Origin of the sequence: Sinorhizobium kostiense (assembly GCF_017874595.1) — a bacterium.
In the GTDB taxonomy this organism is placed as follows: domain Bacteria; phylum Pseudomonadota; class Alphaproteobacteria; order Rhizobiales; family Rhizobiaceae; genus Sinorhizobium; species Sinorhizobium kostiense.
Genome location: NZ_JAGILA010000001.1, coordinates 725144 through 747329, shown reverse-complemented (window position 1 = coordinate 747329; position 22186 = coordinate 725144). Strand labels below are relative to the sequence as shown.

The following is a 22186-nucleotide window of genomic DNA, read 5'->3' as shown; positions in this document are numbered from 1 at the left end:
GGTGTGTGTTAGTAATTACTTAGGTGGCGCGTCACCCCATCACATAGCGAATCGTCTTCGACAGGCGCGCGAGAAACGCCGGCCTGGAAGAGGCGACGAGTTTCCATGACAGGACTGTCTTGGCCATCCGTCGGGGAAGGAGCCCCACGGCCAGAAACCAGGCGGCGAGCATCGTGCGACGGCGCAAGGAGAAATTCATTTCCATGCTGGCGGCGGCACCGGCGGCACCAAGCGCGAGTCTGGAGTCCTCGGCTATCGGATGCCGGTCGCTGTCGACGCATAAGGAAGCCAATCGCTCCTCGATATGCGCAGGATCATGCAGATTGGCGTCCGGCGGCACCTCCAACCCAAGGTCCTCCGCCTGATCCGCCAGAGCTTGCAACCGGTTGAAGTCGTGTTCGACACGCCAGCGCGCCCTTTGTCCGAGCTTCTCGGCAAATATGGAATGATTGTTTCCATGCAAGCGATAGGCGCCCAGGCAGGAGTCGATCGACCTCACCTCTCCGTAAAGCGGCGCCAGCGTGACCAGATAGCCATCGGCGCCCTGCCGGAAATCGCGCTCCGGTATCGGCATGATCGTGTCGAGCGCCGAACGCGCAAAAGCAAGTCCGCTGGTCACCGTCGTCTGGTAGCGCGCGCGGCGCAACAATTGCGGGGTGACGTCGCCGGAGTCGAAGGGCACCTCGGGAGGCGGAAAGACGTCATTGACAAGCTCGCACTCGTCGACGATGTGCAATCGGGACTGCATCTGGGCCGTATGGCGATCCCACCGATCCAGGATCTTGGACACGGCATTCGGGTAGAGATAATCATCGGCATCGAGGAAGAGCACAATCGCTCCCCGGCTTGCTGCAAATCCGGTGTTGAAGGCTGCGGCGTGACCGCCATTCGCCTCCCGCATACAGGCTTTGATCCGCTTGCTATAGGCAGCGATGACTTCGGCCGAATGATCGATCGACGCGTCGTCGACCACGATCACCTCGACGTTTCCGTAACGTTGGTCGAGCGCGCTCTCGATCGCGCGTGGCAGGAAGCGCGCATAATTGTAGTTGGCGATGATGATGGAGACAAAGGGGCGGTCTTGGATGGGATGCATCGCATTGAACCTCGCAGATCTGCTTTGGTCGCGGCGAACCTTATCATCAGGTTCTTCTGCATGTCTCCTTGGACCGACCTCGACTTAACGAGAAAGACATGCAGCGATTCAAAGTGCTACAGCGACCTTTGCGCGCCTGATAAGACGTGCGGCCTGTAGGGGGATTTTGCCCGCGCCGAATCCGCAGACGGTTTGCGGATGCAATTGGCCTCGATGGCAAGACGGGCGGCGAAGATCGTGCTCGATCTGACGATCGGGAGCCTCTTCAACTATTATGGCGATAGGATGTCCTTCAGCGCCGCAGGCAAAGGTTGCTGTTTCATTGGGGCCGGCGCGCACCGGCCTCGTCCGCAGTCAGCGCCCTCTCGCGAGTGCCGGAAACGATGATCTCCAGCACTTCGTGCTCGTCGGTGTTCCTGATGTAGCGGTCACCGACATATTCGCCGCGCTTCAGCACCATGACGCGGTCACCGACGGCGAAGATGTCGACGAGGCGGTGCGAGATGATGATCTGGGCTACTCCCTGCCTCTTCAGTTCCAGCATGGTTTCGAGCAGTCGCTCGGTCGCCATGGCAGAAAGGTTGGCGGTCGGCTCGTCGAGGATGACGACGCGCGGCTCGAAGGAGATGGCGCGGGCGATCGCCACCGATTGCTGGCGGCCGCCCGAAAGGCTTTCGACCTTCTGATAGACGGAGTTCACGTCGACCTTGAGCCGCTTCAGCACACGGTCCGCTTCCGCATACATCTTTCCGCGATCGACGAAGGGCCCCTTGAGTGGCCACCGGCCGAGGAAAATGTTCTGGCCGACATCCATGTTTCCGCAGAGGGCGAAGTCCTGATAGATCATCTCGATACCGGAATCGCGGCTCTCATGCGGGCTCTTGAATTGCACCGGCTCACCCGCCACCAGGATTTCGCCGCCGTCGCGCTGATAGGCGCCGGTCAGGATTTTCATCAGCGTCGATTTGCCCGCCGAATTGTCGCCGACGAGGCCAAGAATTTCGCCGGGATAAAGAACGAGATCGACGCCGCGGAGCGCCTGCACGGCTCCGAAAGCCTTGTCGATGCCCCGCATCTCGACGATCGGTCGAGGCAGTGGCGCGTCGGTCATGAGCTCCTCCTCCTGGTCTTGCCACCGCCCGCAAGATGGGCTCGCAGGCGGCCGAGGATGTTGGCCTGGCGCACCCATATGTCGATCAGCACGGCAATGATGAGGATGGCGCCGATGAAGACGTTGATCCAGTGCTGCGGCATGGTGAAACCCTGCACGTTCAGTTGCAGGAGCGCCCTGACCAGCGTGATCACCGCGGCACCGGCAAGTGCGCCGATCATGGTGCCGTGGCCGCCGAAGATCGAGCCGCCGCCGATGATCACCGAGGCAATGGCGTCGAGTTCGCGGAACTGTCCCGCGACCGGATTGAAACTGCGGAAATAGGCGATGTTGATGAGGCCCGCCATCGTCGCGCAGAGCGCCGCCAACATGAGCGAAAGGAAGCGAACGCGATTGGTATTGATGCCGGCATAGGCGGCGGCTCGCAAGTTTCCGCCAGTGGCGCAGACCTTCAGCCCGAACGGCGTGTAAGCGAGCACGATACCGGCGAGCACCGCGACGAAGAACATCCAGAGCGTCTGGATGCTGACGACCTCCGCCACGCTGCGCAGCAGGCCCGGCGGCAGCACCAGTCCGAAATGGAGGAGCACGTCGTTCACCTTGCGACCGAGGAGATTGTAGGTTTCGCTCCAGCCGGTCAGTTGTTGCCCGGCGACGAACCAGGCGGCAAGGCCGCGGGCCATATAGAACATCCCGAGCGTGGCGATAAAGGCAGGCAGCTTGAAGCCGACCGTGAGCGTGGCGTTCACGAGCCCGGCGGCCATGCCGGCGACGAGCCCCATCGCGATCGCCGTCATCGGATCGGCGCCCAACACCTTGAGAAAATAGGCCGCCGTACTGCCCGCAAGCGCCAGTACCGCACCGACCGAAAGATCGATGTCGCCGGCCGCGATCACATAGGTGAGGCCGATGGTGATCAGCGCCAGCTCGGTAAAGTTGAGAAGGATGGCGAAGGTGTTGGAGAGGTTCCACCAGTAGTCCGGCCTCAGCGCAACTCCCGTCAGCCATAGGGTGGCGGCCAGCATGATCGCGAGCGCATCCCGCCGGGCAAGGAACCTGCCGAGGCCCTTGGTCGACAGTATCGCGTCGCTCGCCATCGCGCCCTTGGTCTGGACGCCTTCGAGAGCAACGCCGCCGACCTCGAGCGCCGGCGGCGGCGCCCGGCCGCGAATCCAGGCCCAGAAGCGGGCGGCGACCTGGCGACGAATGAGATAGGGCTCGATGAGGACCGCAATGACCAGCAGCAGGCCGAGAAAGACGAGGACCGCTCCGGCCGGCAGCGTATATCTGGCGCTGACTTCGATGCTCTCGCCATCGATGACGACGGTGCGCGTGATCGGCCAGCCCTGGCGCAGGACCTTGTCGATCAGCACGACGAGCGCCGCGCCGAGGCAGGAGCCGATCACCCGCCCGCGGCCGCCGAGGATGGACGCGCCGCCGATGATGACGGAGGCGATGACGGTCAGTTCCCAGCTCACCCCGTAAAGCGGAGTTGCCCCCTTGTCCTGTGCGGCCGCCAACAGCGCGGAAACTGTCGCCGCAAGCGACGAGATGAGATAGGCGCGCACGCGCACCCAGTTCGTCGGAATGCCCGCATAGACGGCCGCCTGCTCGTTGCCTCCGGTTGCGAATGTCTCGTAGCCCCAGCGCGTCTTGGCAAGAACGAGAGCGCCGACGAGGGCGACGATGGCGAAAACGGCGATCTGATTGTTGAACCCGAAGGCATTCGTCTCGCCGAGGTAGAAGAACAGCGGGTAATCCCTGGCCTTGCCGGAATAATAGATCGCTTGGCCGTGCGTCAGCGCGAGCACGAAGCCGCGGCCGATGAAGAGCATCGTCAGCGTCGCGATGAAGGCGGGGACTTTCAGAAGCGTCACGAGCACGCCGTTGACGAGCCCGATCGCGGCGCCCAGGGCCAGGCAGAGGAGCACCGTGCTGACGACGCCGAGGTCAAGGACATTCGAGGCGAAGAGCCGCGCGAAGACGACCGCGATCAGCCCGTAGGTGGAGCCTACGGAAAGATCGAGATCCTTGTTGGCAATGACGAAGGTCATGCCGACTGCAATGATGCCGACACGCGAGGTATCGCGGAGAAGCGCGTGAAGCGCTTCCGTTGAGCCGAAGAAGGTCGGGTTGACCACCGCCCCGGCTACATAGAGCAGGACGAGAAAGATCAGCAGCCCAGCTTCCCAGCCACCGGCGAGTTGAGGCGGGGCCCGGCCGGGCGATGTCGTCATGGGTGTCATGTGGACGTCATCCGGTTTGCCCCTCGCCTAGATGAGCGCCCCACCCCTCTGCTAAGGGTTGGACCAAGCGTTTTCGGACAAGGCCCCTCCCCAATCCACAAGGCGGATGTGCTGCATTGCCGCGCTCTCCCTACGCTGCCTTTGCTCCAATTACTTGCGGATCCGTCGAGTGAGACAAGGCGGCGCCACGGCAGAGCCCCTCCCCTTTGTGGGGAGGGGTTGGGGAGGGGCTTGTGCGGAATCTCCCCGTTGTGGGCGCTTATGGACAGGCCATAGGGGGCAGAGCTTGGCGCCATCATTCCAGCTCAGTTCTCGAAGCGCTTGCCGACCTTCTCCACGTTCTCCTTCGTCACGAGTTGGGCGCGCGTGTCGAGATTGGCGGCAGAGATGCCGCGGTCGATCTGCAGGTAAAGCTGCATGACCGGCCAGAAGCCCTGCAGGAAAGGCTGCTGCCCAAGCGAACCGGTGAGATTGCCCGCGGCTATGCCTTCCTGCTGCGCCGGACCGAGGTCGAATCCGAAGGCGCAGAACTTGCCTGTCCAGCCCATCTGCTCGACCGCCTTGACGAGCGGCGGCGTGAAGACGTTGTTCGCGGTAAACGCGCCGACCACATCGCCCCGCGATTCGAACAGCGACACGAGCGCATTGACCGGGTCGTTCGGATTGGTGTCGATGCCGACATTCTCCGGACCGGCGTCGACCCTGAAGGCCTCGAGCTTGCCCGCATCCTTCAAGGTCTTGACGATCGCGTTGAAGGCGGCGGTCACGCGGTTGTTGACCTCGATATTGCCCATCGCGGTCGATGACGGCAGCAGGATCGAGCCGCTCGTCTTACCGCTGTCGAGCACGCATTTGGCAAGGGCTTCGCCGCCGATCGCCGCCGCCGAGGCATCCTGCCCTGTATGGCTGATGCTGCTGCGGTTCATCAGCGTGCCGTCGAATGAGTTGGTCGTCGCCACCGGGATGCCTGCCTCTTCCGCCGCCTTGACGATGTCGTTATAGGCGCCGACCTGCGGTGTCGTCATGATGATGCCGTCGATCTTCGGATCACGGACGATCTGGTTGAGGATTTCGATCTCGCGTGCCGGGTCGTCGACCGGCGATTCCGAGCCGAGCAGCAGGACCTCGGCGCCGATCATGTTGGCGGCCACTTTCGCGCCTACATAGACCGGATCGAAGAAGCCGTTGCCCGCCGTGTGGGTGACGATCGCGAAGGTCAAATGACCGTCGGCCGAGTGAAAATTCTTTGTCTCCGGGGCCTCCTTGGCCGCCTCGTCGAAATCATACCCGCCGACGGCCCTTTCGACTGCGCCCGATTGCGCGAATGCGGATGACATGCCTATTGACAAAGCCGCGGCCGAGACCGCGGAGAACAGAATCCGGTTCATTGCTTTCCTCCCTCGGAGTGGTGCCGGCCTCCAGCAGCGGAACCCGCGTGATCGCTTCCCATCGGCTAGCGCGGCACCAGGATTTTAGGTCCGACCTAAAATCATCGTGATCTAGAGTGGGATACGGGCGGAAAACCGCGGACACTTTGCCCCTCCCGCTCCAGTTGTCAGCGGGCGAAAGTCGTTCGAGCGCGATCGTCGAGAGGGCGCCGAACGCTTCCTCCCTCGCGCTATTCTCTGCGCAGTTCCGGCACAAGTAAATGGCGAAACGTATTACAAATGCGAGGGCTGGTTCTGCGGCAGCATACTTCCTCTGCACGAGCCTATCCGTTTCACACATCATCTGCTTGACCTTCGTCATTCCGACAGTTGTTGGACAGGTTCGAAAGCACAACATCCCACCGCCGCGGGGCATGTCTGCTCGCGCTCAATCGAAAAGGAAGAAGGAAGAATGGAAAGGCGTGATTTCCTCAGGAGCCTGGCGCTGCTTGCAGCCTGCCCCCTCTGCGTCAAGACGGCATATGCCGCGGAAGGCGTCCACTGGAGCTATGAAGGCCAGGAGGGACCAGAGCATTGGGGTTCGTTGAGCAAGGAGAACAGTGCGTGCTCCGCCGGCTCGCAGCAGTCGCCCATCGACATCCGCGGCGCTATCAAGGCCGACCTGCCGGATCTCGGACTTGACTGGAAGAGCGGCGGCAGCATCGTCAATAACGGCCATACGATCCAGGTGAAGGCGGCTCCCGGCGGTACGCTGAAGCACGGCGACAAGACCTACGATCTCGTGCAGTACCATTTCCATGCGCCAAGCGAGCATCTGGTCGACGGCAAGAACTTCGCCATGGAAGTGCATTTCGTTCATAAGCACGCCGAAAGCGGCGCGCTCGGGGTGTTCGGCGTGTTTATCACGTCCGGAGCGACGAACGAGACCTTTGCAGAGCTCGCCGCGAAGTTTCCGCAAAAGGCCGGCGAGGAACTGGCGCTCGACGCCGTCGATCCGGCCGGCCTGCTGCCGCGCTCGCTGAAATATTGGGCCTATGAAGGGTCGCTCACCACCCCGCCCTGCAGCGAGATCGTCGACTGGATGGTAGCGATGGAGCCGATCGAAGTGGCTGCCGCCGACATCGAGAAATTCACCGCGCTCTATTCCATGAATGCGCGCCCGGCGCTCTCCGCAAATCGTCGCTACGTTCTAAGCTCCAGCTGATCGCAGGATCTTGGCGCGGGATGGGCGTGCGCTTTCCGCCCACATCCCGCGCGAGGCGCACGCAACACTGCAGAGAACCGCCCCGGCAAGGCATGGACTGGTTCGGGTGGTAGCGTCGCCGGCCACGGAGGTTCCACAAGGCTTGCGTCAATCGTCCGTCGCTGCAAATGTCTGCACCGACGAAAACGAGCGGCGAGGCAAGCGATGTTCGATCTTACCGGCAAAACCGCCCTGGTCACCGGCGGCGGACGCGGACTCGGTTTGGAAATGGCGAAGGCGCTCGCAAAGGCTGGTGCCTGGACGGTGATCAACGGTCGCAACCGACAAAGCCTCGAGGAGGTGCGCGAGCGTCTTGCCGGCGAGGGAATATTGGTCGGTATCGCGGCCGGCGATATTAGGCGCGAGATTGGCGGCATCCTCACCCAGGCGACCGAAAGGACCGGTCAGCTCGACATCCTGATCCATTCCGTCGGCGAGCGCGATCGTCGCGGCACGCGAGAGATGGAGCCGCACGAGTTCGCGGAACTTCTGAATACCGATCTGACCGCAGCCTATTCCGTCGCAAGAGCTGCACTGCCGTTTCTGCTGCGTTCCGCCGCCGGCAGGCTGATTTTCGTGACCTCGATCGCCGCCTTCGCGGCACGGGCCGGCGACCCCGCCTATACGGCGGCCAAGGGCGGACTTTCGGCGCTGACGCGCTCGCTCGCGGTCGAACTCGGCTCGGACAATCTCACCGTCAATGCCATCGCGCCGGGCTGGTTCGCAACGGAGACGAACGCCCATCTCGCGGCGGACCCGGCGCTCCAGGCTTTCGTCGAACTCCGCATTCCGCTGAAGCGCTGGGGACGGCCGGAGGAGATCGCCCCGGCGGCTGTCTTCCTCGCCTCTTCGGGAGCGAGCTTCGTCAACGGCATCACGCTTACGGTCGATGGCGGCATGACGGTGCAGATGTGAGCTAGAGCCTTTCCGGGTTAAATGGAAACATTCTGCCGGAGCAGGTTTTCGTCAGGGCAGAGGCGATTGCCGCAGGTCGTACCCGGAGGTACGGCCGAGGCGATCGCCTCTGATCCTGGCGGAAAGATGCCCGGCCCTGCGGGTTGGCTGAAGCGGGCGGCCTGTTTGCCCGGCTGGCTTGGCCGTATGCTTTGGCTACGCCGCGCGCCAGCCGGGCAAACATTCCGCTCCGCTTGAGCCAACAGAATTGTTTCCATTTAACCCGGAAAGGCTCTAGCCCGCCGCCGCCTCCCCTGTTCCGCGCAACATACGGATCAGCGCGGAGAAATCCTCGCCGCCATGGCCGAGCTTCTCGAAGAGGCTGTAGAGCTGTGCCGCCTGCGCCCCCATCGGCGTCGCCGCACCGCTGGCGCTTGCCGCCTGCTGCGCGAGCTTCAGGTCCTTGAGCATAAGGCTTGCCATGAAGCCGGGCTGGTAATCGTTGTTTGCGGGAGAGGTCGGCACGAGTCCGGGCACCGGGCAATAGCTCGTGAGCGACCAGCATTGGCCGGAGGAGGTGGAGGCGACTTCGAAGAGCGCCTGATGCGATAGGCCCAAACGTTCGGCAAGCACAAAGGCCTCGCAGACCGCCGCCATGGAAACGCCGAGGATCATGTTGTTGCAGATCTTCGCCGCCTGGCCGGCGCCCGCTTCGCCGCAATGGACGATCTTCTTGCCCATTGCTTCGAGAATGTGCTTGCCGCGGGAGAAGGCACCGTCGCTGCCGCCGACCATGAAGGTGAGCGTCCCCGCAGCGGCACCGGCCGTGCCTCCCGAGACAGGCGCATCGAGGGAGAGGCAGCCGGCCGTGTCGGCGAACCCATGGACCTTGCGCGCGCTCTCGACATCGATCGTCGAGCTGTCGATCAAAAGGGTGCCCGGGTCGACAAAACCGAGCAATTCGTCCCAGACATAGAGAACATGCGAACTTGCCGGCAACATCGTGATAACGCATTCGGTCTCGCGCACCGCCTGGGAAATCGATCCGGCAATGGAAACGCCCGTCTTTGCCGCCGCATTGCGCGAGCCCTCCGACAGATCGAAACCGGTGACGGCGTGGCCCGCCTTCACCAGATTCGCGGCCATCGGCCCGCCCATATTGCCAAGCCCGATAAAGGCGATCTTCGTCATTTGCGTCTCCTCCTCCACTCCGTATTCCGCCCCGGTACCGCGCGCCCTTCTCATTCATCCGCGGGTAAAGAGCCGCGCGCCCTCATGGCCCTCGAAACGGGCCAGCAGTTGCGGCGTCACTTCCTCAAGCCCGACCGACCATTTGGGGTTGCGATCCTTGTCGATAACCGCGGCCCTGACCCCCTCGTAGAAGTCCGGGTTCGAGAGCATCGCCGCGCAGGCGGCGTATTCCCGCTCCAGGCATTCGGCCAGCGTCGCGCTGGCACGCCCGGCTCTGAGCAGCTTGAGCGTCAGTTTGAGGCTGATGCCCGACCTGCTTTTCAAGAGCTGCAGCGTCTCGCGCGCGAAATCCGAGCCGTCTTTCTCGAGCGCGTTCAGGATCTCCTCGACCGTATCGGAGGCGAAGCAGCGGTCGATAAGCGCTGTATGGTCGAGAAGGGCAGAAGCAGGCGGTGCGCTGGAAAGTGCCCCGATTGCCGCGGAGAAATCTTCTGCCTCGGCCGTCGCGGGGAGCCTGGTGAGGGAAGCGACAAGCGCATCGATTTTGTCCGAGGAAACGAAGCTGTCGGCAAGCCGCGCGTGGATTGCCGCCGCCGCACCGATGTCGCGCCCCGTCAGGCCAAGATAGGTGCCGAACTCTCCCGGTGCCCGCGACAGCAGCCAGGTTGCGCCGACATCGGTGAAATAGCCGATGCCGGTCTCCGGCATGGCGAGCCGGGTCCTCTCGCTCACGATCCGGTGGCTGCCATGAGCGGAGATACCGACCCCGCCGCCCATGACGATACCGTCCATGACTGCAATATAAGGCTTGGGATAGGCGGAGATACGGCTATTGACGATGAACTCCTCTCGCCAGAATTGCGTCCCTTCTTCCGGGCGTTCGCGGCCGCTCTCGTAGATCATACGGATGTCGCCGCCAGCGCAGAGCCCGCGCTCGCCTTCACCAGTAACGAGCACGGCGGCGATCGAGGGATCGCGCTCGAACTCGGTCAGCGCCTCGTCGATGGCACGGATCATGACGGCGTTCAGGCTGTTCAGCGCGCGCGGCCGGTTGAGCCGGAGCCTGCCGATCGCGCCGTCGCCCTCGACGATGACCTCCGGTTGAGCGGTCTGCATCTCCATGGAGTGTCCTTCCTATTTCCGGCCCATGATCGCCCGTGATACGATGAGCCGCATGATCTCGTTGGTGCCCTCGAGTATCTGGTGCACCCTGAGGTCCCTGACAATCTTCTCGACACCGTAATCGGCAAGATAGCCGTAACCGCCGTGCAGTTGCAGCGCCTCGTTGGCGACAGCAAAGCAGCGATCCGTGACAAAGCGTTTGGCCATGGCGCAGAGCTTGGTTGCCTCAGGATCCGCCGCATCGAGCGCGGCGGCCGCCCGCCAGAGGAAAGTGCGAGCGATCTCGAGATCGGTCGCCATGTCTGCGAGGCGGAACTGCAGCGCCTGGAATTCGCCGAGCGCACGCCCGAAGGCACGCCGCTCCTGCACATAGGCGAGCGCCTTGTCGAAAGCGGCCTGCGCGCCGCCGAGCGAGGCGGCGGCGATATTCAGCCGGCCGCCGTCGAGGCCGGCCATGGCGATCTTGAACCCCTCGCCCTCCGCGCCCAGGCGGTCATCCACCGGCACGCGGACATTGTCGAGCATCACCGCCCGGGTCGGCTGGACGTGCCAGCCCATCTTCTTTTCATTGGCGCCGAAACTGAGGCCCTCCGCCTCCTTCTCGACGATGAAGGCGGAAATGCCTTTCGGCCCCTCCTCGCCGGTGCGGGCCATGACGATATAGAGGCCGGATTCACCGGCGCCGGAAATGAACTGCTTCTGCCCGGTCAAGAGATAGGCGTCGCCATCGCGCTCAGCCCTGGTCTTCAGCGCCGCCGCGTCCGAGCCGGAGCCGGGCTCCGTCAGGCAATAGCTCGCCAGCGTCTCCATGGTCAGAAGCCGCGGCAGGAAGCGCTGGCGCTGCTCCTCCGTGCCGTAGCGATCGACCATGCCGGCGCACATGTTGTGGATCGAAACGAAAGAAGCGATCGACGGGCAACCCGTCGCCAGCGCCTCGATGATCATCGCCGCATCGAGGCGCGTCAGCCCCGTGCCGCCGATATCGTCGCGCACGTAGATGCCGGCCATGCCGAGTGCGGCGGCGGCGCGCAATGTCTCCACCGGAAAATGCTTCTGCTGATCCCAGTCGATCGCGTGCGGCGCGAGTTCGTCCCGCGCAAAATCGAGCGCCATCGCGCGGATGGCCTCCTGCTCCTCCGACAGGCGAAAATCCATATGCATGTCCTCCCTGACCCGCATATTGATACTGTGTCGTGTAGTTACACGAAATTCCGTGCAGCCACAGATGCAAATCCTAGCTTCTGTTCAACGAAACCGAACAGGTATTCGCGTGAGCGAGGCGCAGTTCTCGCCAAAACGATACGGCAGAGCGCCGCGCATGTCATGATCGACAATCAGCTATGCTTGAGCGGCGCCACAGTTGCGAAGTTCTTGTCCTCACATAGACGAAGGTATCGGCTGGAGATTTACGTTTAGAAAGTTCTATGTTCCACATCGTACATGATCGGCCGTTTGCCGGCACGCGTTCGAGGCTATTGCGATCCTTGCGAAGCCTCTGCACAATCAGCAAAAAATGGGAGGAGAGCGATGCGCGCGATACTGGAACAGGTCGAGGTTCGCCGGGCTCAGGCGCGGGCCGGCGGAGGGGAGCGCCGAATCGCCGCTCAGCACGGCAAGGGCAAGCTGACGGCCCGCGAACGCATCGAGGTGCTGCTCGACGAGGGCTCCTTCGAAGAATATGACATGTATGTCACACATCGCTGCGTCGACTTCGGCATGGCGAACCAGAAGGTCGCCGGCGACGGCGTCGTCACCGGCTGGGGCACCATCAATGGCCGGCAGGTCTATGTCTTCTCCCAGGATTTCACCGTACTCGGCGGCTCGCTTTCAGAAACGCATGCGCAGAAGATCTGCAAGATCATGGATATGGCGGCGCGCAACGGCGCGCCGGTGATCGGCCTCAATGATTCCGGCGGCGCCCGCATTCAGGAGGGTGTCGCCTCGCTTGCCGGCTATGCCGAAGTCTTCCGCCGCAATGCCGAGGTTTCCGGCGTCATTCCGCAAATCTCGGTAATCATGGGACCGTGTGCCGGCGGCGCGGTCTACTCGCCGGCAATGACCGATTTCATCTTCATGGTGCGCGATTCGTCCTACATGTTCGTGACCGGCCCGGATGTGGTCAAGACGGTGACGAACGAGATCGTCACGGCCGAGGAGCTCGGCGGCGCCCGCACCCATACGACCAAGTCCTCCGTCGCCGACGGCGCCTATGAAAACGACATAGAGGCGCTCGAAGAGGTGCGCCGGCTCTTCGATTTCCTGCCGCTCAACAACCGCGAGAAGCCGCCGGTCCGCCCCTTCCACGATGACCCGTCGCGTATAGAGATGCGCCTCGACAGCCTCATTCCGGAGAGCGCCACCAAGCCTTATGACATGAAGGAGCTGATCTTCGCCGTAGCCGACGAGGGCGACTTCTTCGAACTGCAGCCGGATTTTGCCCGCAACATCATCACCGGCTTCGTCCGGCTCGAAGGCCAAACGGTCGGCGTCGTCGCCAATCAGCCGATGGTGCTTGCCGGCTGTCTGGATATCGATTCCTCGCGCAAGGCTGCCCGCTTCGTACGCTTCTGCGATGCCTTTTCGATCCCGATCCTGACACTCGTCGATGTGCCGGGCTTCCTCCCCGGGACCGCCCAGGAGTATGGCGGCGTGATCAAGCACGGGGCCAAGCTGCTCTTTGCCTATAGCCAGGCGACCGTGCCGATGGTGACACTGATCACCCGCAAGGCCTATGGCGGCGCCTATGACGTCATGGCATCCAAGCACATCGGCGCCGACGTCAACTATGCCTGGCCGACCGCCGAGATCGCCGTGATGGGCGCCAAGGGCGCGACCGAAATTCTTTATCGCTCCGAGCTCGGAGATGCGGAGAAGATCGCCGGGCGGACGAAGGAATACGAAGAGCGCTTCGCCAATCCCTTCGTCGCCGCCGAGCGCGGCTTCATCGACGAGGTGATCATGCCGCACTCCTCGCGCCGCCGTATCGCCCGCGCCTTTGCCTCCTTGCGCAACAAACAGGTGGAGACACGCTGGCGCAAGCACGACACGATCCCGCTCTGACGGAGCATGTGATGAGGCCGGAACCGAAGCCGGAAATGACGCCCGAAGCCGCCCGCCGGGACCATTGGCAGATGCTGCGCTACATGGCCGTCAATGCCCTTTACGGCGCGCTTGTCGGCGCCGCCGTCGCGGGCGCTCTGATCTGGATCAATGTCGGCGCGGTCGGTACCCACATCGCCCGCTCGAACAAGCCCTTCTTGGCGACGGCCCTGGTGGTCATCCCTTTTGCCCTTCTCTTCGGCGGAGCGGCAGCCGCCTCTTCCATTGCGCTTCTACCCTACCGGCGAAAATTCAGGCGCTGATGCGACACAAAGGATACAAAGAAAAACGCATGTTCAAGAAGATCCTCATCGCCAATCGCGGCGAAATCGCCTGCCGTGTCATCCGCACCGCCAAGAAGCTCGGGATTGCGACCGTCGCCGTCTATTCCGACGCAGACCGTGATGCCATGCATGCGCGCCTGGCTGACGAGGCCGTGCATATAGGTCCGTCGCCCTCCAGCCAGTCCTATATCGTCATCGAAAAAATACTCGAGGCGATCCGCAAGACCGGCGCCGACGCCGTCCATCCGGGCTACGGTTTCCTGTCGGAGAACGCCGCTTTCGCCGAGGCCCTAGAGAAGGAAGGCGTCACCTTCATCGGCCCGCCTGTGCGCGCGATCGAGGCGATGGGAGACAAGATCACCTCGAAGAAGCTCGCGGCGAAAGCCGGGGTCTCGACCGTTCCCGGTCATTTGGGCCTGATCGAGAACGCCGATGAGGCCGTTCGGATCGCCTGCTCGATCGGCTACCCCGTGATGATAAAGGCGTCGGCCGGAGGTGGCGGCAAAGGCATGCGGATTGCCTGGAATGAGCGGGAAGCGCGCGAAGGCTTCCGCTCTTCGAAGAACGAGGCGAAGAGTTCCTTCGGCGACGATCGCATCTTTATCGAGAAATTCGTGACCGAGCCCCGTCACATCGAGATCCAGGTGCTCGGCGACCGGCACGGCAACATTGTCTATCTCGGCGAGCGCGAATGCTCGATCCAGCGGCGGAACCAGAAGGTGATCGAGGAGGCCCCCTCTCCTTTCCTCGACGAGAAGACGCGCCGCACCATGGGCGAGCAGGCGGTCGCGCTCGCAAAGGCCGTCGGCTACCACTCGGCCGGCACCGTCGAATTTATTGTCGACGCCGATCGCAACTTCTACTTCCTCGAGATGAACACGCGCCTTCAGGTCGAGCATCCGGTGACGGAACTCGTGACCGGCCTCGATCTCGTCGAGCAGATGATCCGGGTTGCGGCGGGCGAGAAATTGTTTTTCGGCCAGAAAGAGGTGCGGCTCGAGGGCTGGGCAATCGAGAGCCGGCTCTATGCGGAAGACCCCTATCGCGATTTCCTGCCATCGATCGGGCGGCTGACCCGCTACCGCCCGCCGGATGAGGGCAGGCAGGACGACGGCACGATCATCCGCAACGACACCGGCGTCTTCGAAGGCGGCGAGATCTCGATGTATTACGATCCGATGATCGCCAAGCTCTGCACTTGGGGACCGGACCGGCCGACGGCCATCGAAGCGATGGCAGATGCACTCGATGCCTTCGAAGTCGAAGGCATCGGGCACAACCTGCCCTTTCTCTCTGCCGTCATGCAGCAGGAGCGCTTTCGCGAGGGGCGGCTGACAACCGCCTATATCGCGGAGGAATTCAAGGACGGCTTTCAGGGCGTCGCGCCCGATGCGAGATCGGCTCGGACCCTCGCGGCCGTCGCGGTGACGATCAATCAGGCCCTGCAGGAACGAGCCAGCCAGATTTCCGGCACGATCGGCAATCATCGCCGCATCGTCGGCCATGAATGGGTGGCAAGCCTCGCCGGACAGGATTTCCAGGCAAGCTGGGGCACCTCGCCGGATGGCGCCTATGTCCGCTTCTCGGACGACGAAATCATTTCGGTCGCCACCGACTGGGTGCCGGGCCGCAGGCTCGCCACCTTCAACATCGATAATCGCCCCATGGCCGTGAAGGTCGATCTCGCCGGAGCCGGCATCCGCTTGCGCTGGCGCGGCATCGACGTGGTCGCACGCGTCCGCAGCCCGCGCGTCGCCGAGCTCGCGCGGCTGATGCCGAAAAAGACACCGCCGGATACCTCGAAGATGCTGCTCTGCCCGATGCCGGGCGTCGTGACCTCGATCGCGGTGAGGGAAGGCGAAACGGTCGAGGCGGGCCAAGCGATCGCCGTCGTCGAAGCGATGAAGATGGAGAACATCCTCCGGGCCGAGCGGCGCGCTACGGTGAAGCGCGTCGCGATCGCTGCCGGCGCGAGCCTGGCAGTCGACGAACTGATCATGGAGTTCGAGTGATGGAAAGCGCGGAACTTTCTGAGGTGGCGTCGATACCCCCCTCTGCCCTGCCGGGCATCTCCCCCACAAGGGGGGAGATCGGCAAGGTGCAAACTCTTAGCACCCTTCTCCGACAACATTGGCCTCACTACAGAAGGTTCTCGCCGCAGTGGGATAAAGTGGCGCAAGACGGCGCCTCCCCTATCTCCCCTCTTGTGGGGGAGATGCCCGGCAGGGCAGAGGGGGGTGCTCCGCACCCCAGGCAATTGCGCTTTGGATGGAGCGGCCAATGACCGAGAAGACCATCAAAGACTGGGAAGCCCTCGCTGAGAAGGAGCTCAAGGCCTCGCCTGAAAATCTCGTCTGGCACACGCCGGAAGGCATCGCGGTCAAGCCGCTCTACGCGCGCGACGACCTCGCCGAGATCGATCACCTCGACTCGCTCCCCGGCTTCGAACCCTTCCTGCGCGGGCCGCGCGCCACCATGTATGCCGGGCGGCCGTGGACCATTCGGCAATATGCCGGCTTCTCCACCGCCGAGGAGTCCAATGCATTCTACCGCAAAGCGCTTGCTGGCGGGCAGCAGGGCGCCTCGGTCGCCTTCGACCTCGCCACGCATCGCGGCTATGACAGCGATCATCCGCGTGTCATCGGCGACGTCGGCAAGGCAGGTGTGGCGATCGACTCGGTCGAGGACATGAAGATCCTCTTCGACGGCATCCCGCTCGAAAAAATCTCCGTCTCGATGACCATGAACGGCGCGGTGATCCCGATCCTCGCCAGCTTCATCGTCACCGGCGAAGAACAGGGGGTCTCGCGCGAAAAACTCTCCGGGACCATCCAGAACGACATCCTGAAGGAGTTCATGGTCCGCAACACCTATATTTATCCGCCCGAGCCCTCGATGCGGATCGTCGCAGACATCATCGAATATACGGCGAGGGAGATGCCGAAGTTCAATTCGATCTCGATCTCCGGCTACCACATGCAGGAGGCGGGCGCCACGCTCGTGGAGGAGCTCGCCTTCACCCTTGCCGACGGACGCGAATATGTGCGGGCGGCGCTTGCCAAGGGCCTCAACGTCGACGATTTCGCCGGCCGGCTCTCCTTCTTCTTTGCAATCGGCATGAATTTCTTCATGGAGGCGGCGAAGCTGCGCGCCGCGCGCCTGCTCTGGACCCGCATCATGAAGGAGTTCAATCCGCAGAAACCCTCCTCGCTGATGCTCAGGACCCACTGCCAGACTTCGGGCGTCTCGCTTGCCGAGCAAGACCCCTATAACAACATCATCCGCACCGCCTTCGAGGCGATGTCGGCGGTGCTCGGCGGCACGCAATCACTGCACACCAACTCCTTCGACGAGGCGATCGCGCTTCCGACCGAATTTTCCGCCCGCATCGCCCGCAACACGCAACTGATCCTGCAGCACGAGACCGGCGTCACAAGGGTCGTCGATCCGCTTGCCGGCTCCTATTACATCGAGAGCCTGACGAACGAACTCGCCGAGAAGGCCTGGACGCTGATCGAGGAGGTGGAGGCGCTTGGCGGCATGACCAAGGCGGTCAATGCCGGGCTGCCGAAGCGGCTGATCGAGGAGGCTGCGACCCGCCGGCAGGCGGCCGTCGATCGGGGCGAGGAGGTTATCGTCGGCGTGAACAAATACCGGCTCGAAAACGAACACCCGATCGACATCCTGCAGATCGACAACGCCGCGGTCCGCGCGGCACAGATCAAAAGGATCGAAGAAACCAAACGCCGCCGCGACACGCAGAAGCTGAAGGAGACGCTGGGAGCGCTGGCCGAAGTGGCAAGGAGCGGCAAGGGCAATCTGCTCGCCGCCGCAGTCGAGGCGGCCCGGGCACGCGCCACGGTCGGAGAAATCTCCGAAGCGATGCGGCAGGCCTTCGGCGACTACACCGCGATCCCGGAAGTCGTCACCGACGTCTACGGCAAGGCTTATGATGGTGACCCGGAACTCGGCGTGCTTGCCGGCCGGCTCGGCGAGGTCACCGAGCGGCTCGGCCACAAGCCGAAGATCATGGTCGCCAAACTCGGCCAGGACGGTCACGACCGCGGTGCCAAGGTCATCGCCTCTGCCTTCGGCGATATCGGCTTCGACGTCGTCGCCGGGCCATTGTTCCAGACGCCGGAGGAAGCGGCCGACCTGGCGCTTGCGGAGGAGGTCACCGTCCTTGGCGTCTCCTCGCTTGCGGCCGGGCACAAGACGCTGCTGCCGCAGTTGACACGGGAGCTGAGGAAACGCGGCGGCGGGGACATCATCGTCGTTTGCGGCGGCGTCATCCCGCGGCAGGACTACGAGTATCTGATGGAGAACGGCGTCTCGGCGGTCTTCGGCCCCGGCACTCACGTGCTCGATGCCGCCCGAGCAGTGCTCGATCTGATCGAGGGCAAGCGGCGCAACGTCTGAATCCCCTTGCCTTCTCCCGTCCGGAGGAGAGAATTGGCTGATGCCGCGCGTCCATGGAGGGACCTGCAACGTCGCGCGTCCCATCGGGCGCGCAAGGTCGCTGTAGCACGTAGAATTGCTGCATGTTTTTTCCTTAAATGGGCTAGGATTCAAGGAAACATGCAAGAAAGGTCGACGCGCGACTCCGACGATTCCACCGGATCATCAAGGGAGGACGGCAATGCGCAAGCTGCAATCGCAAGGGGTCCATCACATTACGCTCGTCGGCGCCGACCGGCAGACATCGATCGATTTTTGGGAGGGCATTCTCGGCATGCCCTTCATCTTCGAACAGCCGAACCTCGACCGCGCGTCGGAAAGCCACCTCTATTTCGACCCGGGCGATGGTCGGCTGATCACGGTCTTCACCGACGAAAACCGCAAGCCCGACCCCGGACGCACGCCGACCGACATCGGCTGCGTGCACCACATCGCCTTTGCCGTTTCGCGCGCCACCTTCCAGCAGGCTGTCGAGCGGCTGAACGAGCGGGAGATCAGAAACAGCGGCGTCAAGGATCGCGGCTTCATGGATTCGATCTATTTCGAGGACCCGCTCGGCCTCCTTATCGAACTCGCCTCCTATCGCTTCGAGCCGCCGGCCGGCCATAGCCATGCCGAGGTGCTGATGGAGGCCCACAGGATCCGCGTCGCGCGCGGCGACTACGCGATTGCCGAGGTGCATCTCGCCGATGCGATCGAAGCGCTCACGGAACGCTCGCGACCGTCGCTGTCGGCCGATCGCGCGCCGAAGAATCCTTACTGAGAAAAGGGAGGTTCAGTCATGGCGAAGCTAATACTCAACGTGATCAAGCCCAGCGTCAACAATATGACCGTGCGCGTGTTCGTGAGGGCGGCAGGCCTCGACTTCACCGAGCATGATGTCTACGGGCAGACGCGCACCCCCGAATACCTGGCGAAGGCACCGTCGCATCTGACGCCGATGATCGAGACGGCGGACCTGCCCAAGGGCGCGCTCTGGGAAAGCTGCGCGATCATGCAATATCTCTGTAACAAGCACGGGCTCGACCAATTCTATCCGAAGGACCCCGAGAGGCGCGCGATGATCGACAGCGCCATGTTCTACCTGATCGGCACCTTCTACCCCTATCTGGCGCGGGCCACCTATCCGGCTCTCCATTTCCCGCAATATCCGGGCGAAGTCGGCTATAGCGACGCCGACCACGACACCAAGGAGCAGGCCCGCAAGGCGGCCGCGGAAGCGCTCGCCGAGCCGCTCGAGGTCTTCCACAGGTTCTATGTTGCCGGACAGCCTTTCATCGGCGGCGACAGGCCGTCGATCGCGGACATCAGGCTCGCCGCCACGCTCGAATTCCTCGAGGCGATCGACTATCCCCTGCCGGCCTGGGCGACGACCTATATGGAAGCAATGGAGAAGACGCTCGGGACGGCCTACTCCGAACCCGCGGCGGACGTGCGCGGTTACATCGCCTATGTGAAAGCGCAGCGGGACGAGGAGCTCACGGGAACCGCCTGAACCTTCTATGAGACCAGGAGGATGGTGCCGGTCGCGCCGAGCGCCAATGTCCAGAGACGGTCGAAATTAATCCAGGCCGGGCGCAGCGCTGCAAGGCCCAACCAGCCGAAGACGACGAGCGCGATCGCCGCGATCACGGCGAGCATTGCACCGGTGTGGACGGCAACCGCAGCAAGCGAAATTGGAAGCGAGCTGCTCATGGCAAACCCGGCTTGATTTGTCAGGCAAAGGCTCAGGACCGCTGGCACCAGCATCAGCCCGGCGCCATGGCTCGTCGCCATCAGGAAAGACCATAGCGTCAGCCCGGCCATGCCGGTGCGCATGCCGACCCTCACGCGGTGGCGATGCCCGTATAGTCCGTAATAGCCTGCAAGGCCGAGAATAAGGCAGGCGGTGGCAAGCTGCAGGTTCCGCAAATCCAGGACCGTCCCGAAAGCGGTCACGAGGGCCACGACCATCGCGATGGACGCGGCATGGCCAAGGGCGATCGGAACGAGAGACAGCCAGACGATCCGCGCACTCTGTCGATGAAGGCCAAGCGCCACGGCGAAGAGCCAGCCCATCGCCGGGTTTACCCCGTGGAACGCACCGAGGCCCACAAGCGCAAGCCAAGGCCAGAGGCTCGTCATTTGCTCCGGTGCGGCCGCATGGTCCGCTCTCCCCATACACAATCTTAAATCGGTGGGGACCCGACGCGGCCCCTCATGGATAGCAGTAGGAATCCGAGGAGCAATCGCCGCCTTCCAATCGAACCTGATGCGGGCGATGCCCCTTCGGCCAATCGACGAAGAAATTCTCGTCGAAGGCAATGCCGCCATTGTCGCCGACGTCGAGCTTCACCATCCAGCCGTCGATACCCTCCGGATAGAATTGCGGATCGATCGCCCCATAAAGCGAATTGGTGAAATAGACCCGCTTGCCGTCGCGGCTGATCTCGACCATTTGCGGACCGCCGTTGAGAGCGCCGTTCGAGGCTTTCGGGTGTGTCGTACGTGCCACGATACCGCCAATCCGTACTCGCCCCGTCTCCTTGGGAGCGAGCGGATCGGAGACGTCGTACTGGATCATGTCGCCGGTTCCCCAGCAGGAGACGTAGAGGAAGCGGTCATCCATCGAGAGGTCGATATCGGTGACGAGCGGCGCCACCGCCTTGAACCCCTGAAGCACAGGCGGTAGCAGATCCGGATCGGCGGGCTCGGCCGGGATCTCGATCACCTTTTTCACCGCCCACTTGTTGCCTTCGCGATACCAAGTCCAGATCGAAGCGGAGAGGTCTTTGAGGCTGATCACGCAGCCGACGAAGCCGTAGGCCTTGGTCGGGTCATGGGCCGGGCGCAGCTCGAAGACGAGCTGATGCTCCTCGCCGAAATCGATCTCCTGCACGTGCTTGCGCTTGGTGAGATCCCAGAAGTGCAGCCGGCGGCCATAGTTCGAACCGAGCAGCACCTCCGGAACGAGGCCGTTCTCGAACGTGTCCGGCGTGCCCCACTCACTGGTGATCATCGTATCGTGGCCGAGATGCCACCAGAAATCATAGGCGAGCTTTTGCGGTCCGCGATCCATCTCCCATTGGCCGAGCACGTCGAAGCTGTCGTGGTCGATGAGGAAGATCCCGCCCGGCGCATTGCCGTCCCGGTCGGCGAGGGCGTTGACGTAAATCCCTTCCGGGCCGCAATGAATCGTGTGAAGCCGCGAATAATTCGCCTTTTCAGCAATCTCCGACGGCTCGATGACGCGGGCGATCTGAGGCTTTCTCGGGTCCGGCTTGGTATCGATGATGTGAAGCCGCGACGACCTCAAGCCGGGCACGACCAGATAGCGCCGCTCCACATGCGGATGCGGCGCATTGGGGCAGAGGCACGAGGAGCAGGCATTCCAGCCGAAATGATGGAGCTCATCGCCGACATTAGGCATTTCGACCTGGCCGACGATCTGAGAATAGGTCTGGGACGCTGGATCGACGTCGACCACCGCGATCGCGTCGGGTCGCTGCCGGTCCGGGTCAAAGGCAGCGACATAAGCAAGGGTTTCCTTTGGAGCCTTTGCAGCCATTCGCGGTGACGGATAGAAGGAAGGATCGGGTCGCCACGTCGCCATTTCTCATCTCCCCCAAAAAAGAAGACAATGTGGATCCTGATGCAGAATTAAGAGATGCGGCAAAAACTCGTCGGAAATACGGCGTCCTTGCCTTATTTACATGGCGAACGAAGTGAGGATCGGGTGGCACAATTCGAATTCGATGCGGAGCTTTGGCTCTATCCAGGCAAGGGCGGCTGGCATTTCGTCACGCTTCCAACCGACATTGCCGGTGAGATCCGGTTCACGGCCGAGCCGAAGAAGCGCGGCTGGGGCAGCGAAGCCGTGGTCGCGCGAACGGGCGATACCGAATGGACGACCTCGATCTTCCCCGACAAGGGCTCCGGCTCGTTTCTCTTGCCGGTCAAGGCGGAAGTGCGCCGGAAAGAGCATTTGACCACCGGCCAGACCGTCAAGATCGCGCTGACGCTGGATCGTGCTTAGATCCGTTTCGCCCTTTCGCAGCCCCTCACCCTAGCCTTC

18 protein-coding genes are annotated in these 22186 nt (G+C 62.9%); 9 read left to right on the top strand and 9 right to left on the bottom strand.

The window, feature by feature from the left end; genetic code table 11:
• Positions 1-31: 31 nt before the first annotated feature.
• From J2Z31_RS03310 to J2Z31_RS03295, 4 genes are all read right to left on the bottom strand, one after another.
• On the bottom strand, positions 32-1096 hold the full coding sequence (locus tag J2Z31_RS03310) for a glycosyltransferase family 2 protein (protein WP_209600449.1): 1065 nt from the start codon (positions 1094-1096) through the stop codon (positions 32-34).
• A 319-nt stretch (positions 1097-1415) separates the two neighbouring features.
• On the bottom strand, positions 1416-2207 hold the full coding sequence (locus tag J2Z31_RS03305; RefSeq protein ID WP_209600448.1) for an ATP-binding cassette domain-containing protein: 792 nt from the start codon (positions 2205-2207) through the stop codon (positions 1416-1418).
• Complete coding sequence (locus tag J2Z31_RS03300; protein WP_209600447.1) at positions 2204-4453, bottom strand: ABC transporter permease; 2250 nt, start codon at positions 4451-4453, stop codon at positions 2204-2206. Before J2Z31_RS03300 ends, J2Z31_RS03305 begins: the two co-directional genes overlap by 4 nt.
• A 305-nt stretch (positions 4454-4758) precedes the next feature.
• A complete protein-coding gene (locus tag J2Z31_RS03295) occupies positions 4759-5841 on the bottom strand; it encodes a substrate-binding domain-containing protein (RefSeq protein WP_209600446.1) in 1083 nt (360 codons plus the stop codon).
• Positions 5842-6292: 451 nt separating this feature from the next.
• On the opposite strand from J2Z31_RS03295, the gene J2Z31_RS03290 reads away from it, so the two are divergent.
• Both J2Z31_RS03290 and J2Z31_RS03285 read left to right on the top strand, forming a co-directional pair.
• Positions 6293-7045, top strand: a complete 753-nt coding sequence (locus J2Z31_RS03290) for a carbonic anhydrase (RefSeq protein ID WP_209600445.1) — start codon at positions 6293-6295, stop codon at positions 7043-7045.
• A gap of 204 nt (positions 7046-7249) precedes the next feature.
• Positions 7250-7999 carry an SDR family oxidoreductase gene (locus J2Z31_RS03285; RefSeq protein WP_209600444.1) on the top strand — a complete coding sequence of 250 codons (750 nt, stop codon included), beginning with the start codon at positions 7250-7252 and terminating at the stop codon, positions 7997-7999.
• A gap of 273 nt (positions 8000-8272) precedes the next feature.
• On the opposite strand, the gene mmsB is transcribed toward J2Z31_RS03285, so the two are convergent.
• Genes mmsB through J2Z31_RS03270 form a run of 3 tightly spaced genes read right to left on the bottom strand, consistent with a single transcriptional unit; the run spans position 8273 to position 11446 of the window.
• Entirely contained in the window at positions 8273-9169 is an 897-nt protein-coding gene (gene mmsB / locus J2Z31_RS03280; RefSeq protein ID WP_209600443.1) for a 3-hydroxyisobutyrate dehydrogenase, read from the bottom strand.
• Between the two features lie 54 nt (positions 9170-9223).
• The gene (locus J2Z31_RS03275; RefSeq protein ID WP_209600442.1) at positions 9224-10291 is read right to left on the bottom strand and encodes an enoyl-CoA hydratase/isomerase family protein; all 1068 of its coding nucleotides are present in this window, start codon (positions 10289-10291) and stop codon (positions 9224-9226) included.
• Between the two features lie 12 nt (positions 10292-10303).
• On the bottom strand, positions 10304-11446 hold the full coding sequence (locus J2Z31_RS03270; protein ID WP_209600441.1) for an isobutyryl-CoA dehydrogenase: 1143 nt from the start codon (positions 11444-11446) through the stop codon (positions 10304-10306).
• Positions 11447-11818: 372 nt separating this feature from the next.
• Between J2Z31_RS03270 and J2Z31_RS03265 the strand changes: the two genes are divergently transcribed.
• From J2Z31_RS03265 to J2Z31_RS03240, 6 genes are all read left to right on the top strand, one after another.
• On the top strand, positions 11819-13351 hold the full coding sequence (locus J2Z31_RS03265; RefSeq protein ID WP_209600440.1) for an acyl-CoA carboxylase subunit beta: 1533 nt from the start codon (positions 11819-11821) through the stop codon (positions 13349-13351).
• Between the two features lie 11 nt (positions 13352-13362).
• Complete coding sequence (locus tag J2Z31_RS03260; RefSeq protein WP_234939231.1) at positions 13363-13653, top strand: hypothetical protein; 291 nt, start codon at positions 13363-13365, stop codon at positions 13651-13653.
• Positions 13654-13682: 29 nt separating this feature from the next.
• A complete protein-coding gene (locus tag J2Z31_RS03255; protein WP_209600439.1) occupies positions 13683-15686 on the top strand; it encodes an acetyl-CoA carboxylase biotin carboxylase subunit in 2004 nt (667 codons plus the stop codon).
• Between the two features lie 268 nt (positions 15687-15954).
• On the top strand, positions 15955-18093 hold the full coding sequence (scpA, locus tag J2Z31_RS03250) for a methylmalonyl-CoA mutase (protein WP_209600438.1): 2139 nt from the start codon (positions 15955-15957) through the stop codon (positions 18091-18093).
• A 220-nt stretch (positions 18094-18313) separates the two neighbouring features.
• Positions 18314-18895: a VOC family protein gene (locus J2Z31_RS03245; RefSeq protein WP_209600437.1), complete on the top strand. Its 582-nt coding sequence runs from the start codon at positions 18314-18316 to the stop codon at positions 18893-18895.
• Positions 18896-18913: 18 nt separating this feature from the next.
• On the top strand, positions 18914-19627 hold the full coding sequence (locus J2Z31_RS03240) for a glutathione S-transferase family protein (RefSeq protein WP_209600436.1): 714 nt from the start codon (positions 18914-18916) through the stop codon (positions 19625-19627).
• A gap of 5 nt (positions 19628-19632) precedes the next feature.
• Here J2Z31_RS03240 and J2Z31_RS03235 read toward each other — a convergent pair whose 3' ends face one another.
• Both J2Z31_RS03235 and J2Z31_RS03230 read right to left on the bottom strand, forming a co-directional pair.
• Positions 19633-20256, bottom strand: coding sequence for a hypothetical protein (locus J2Z31_RS03235; protein WP_209600435.1), 624 nt, complete (start codon positions 20254-20256; stop codon positions 19633-19635).
• Positions 20257-20329: 73 nt separating this feature from the next.
• Positions 20330-21724: a selenium-binding family protein gene (locus J2Z31_RS03230; RefSeq protein WP_209600434.1), complete on the bottom strand. Its 1395-nt coding sequence runs from the start codon at positions 21722-21724 to the stop codon at positions 20330-20332.
• A 123-nt stretch (positions 21725-21847) separates the two neighbouring features.
• Between J2Z31_RS03230 and J2Z31_RS03225 the strand changes: the two genes are divergently transcribed.
• Entirely contained in the window at positions 21848-22147 is a 300-nt protein-coding gene (locus J2Z31_RS03225; protein WP_209600433.1) for a DUF1905 domain-containing protein, read from the top strand.
• The last annotated feature ends 39 nt before the right edge of the window (positions 22148-22186 follow it).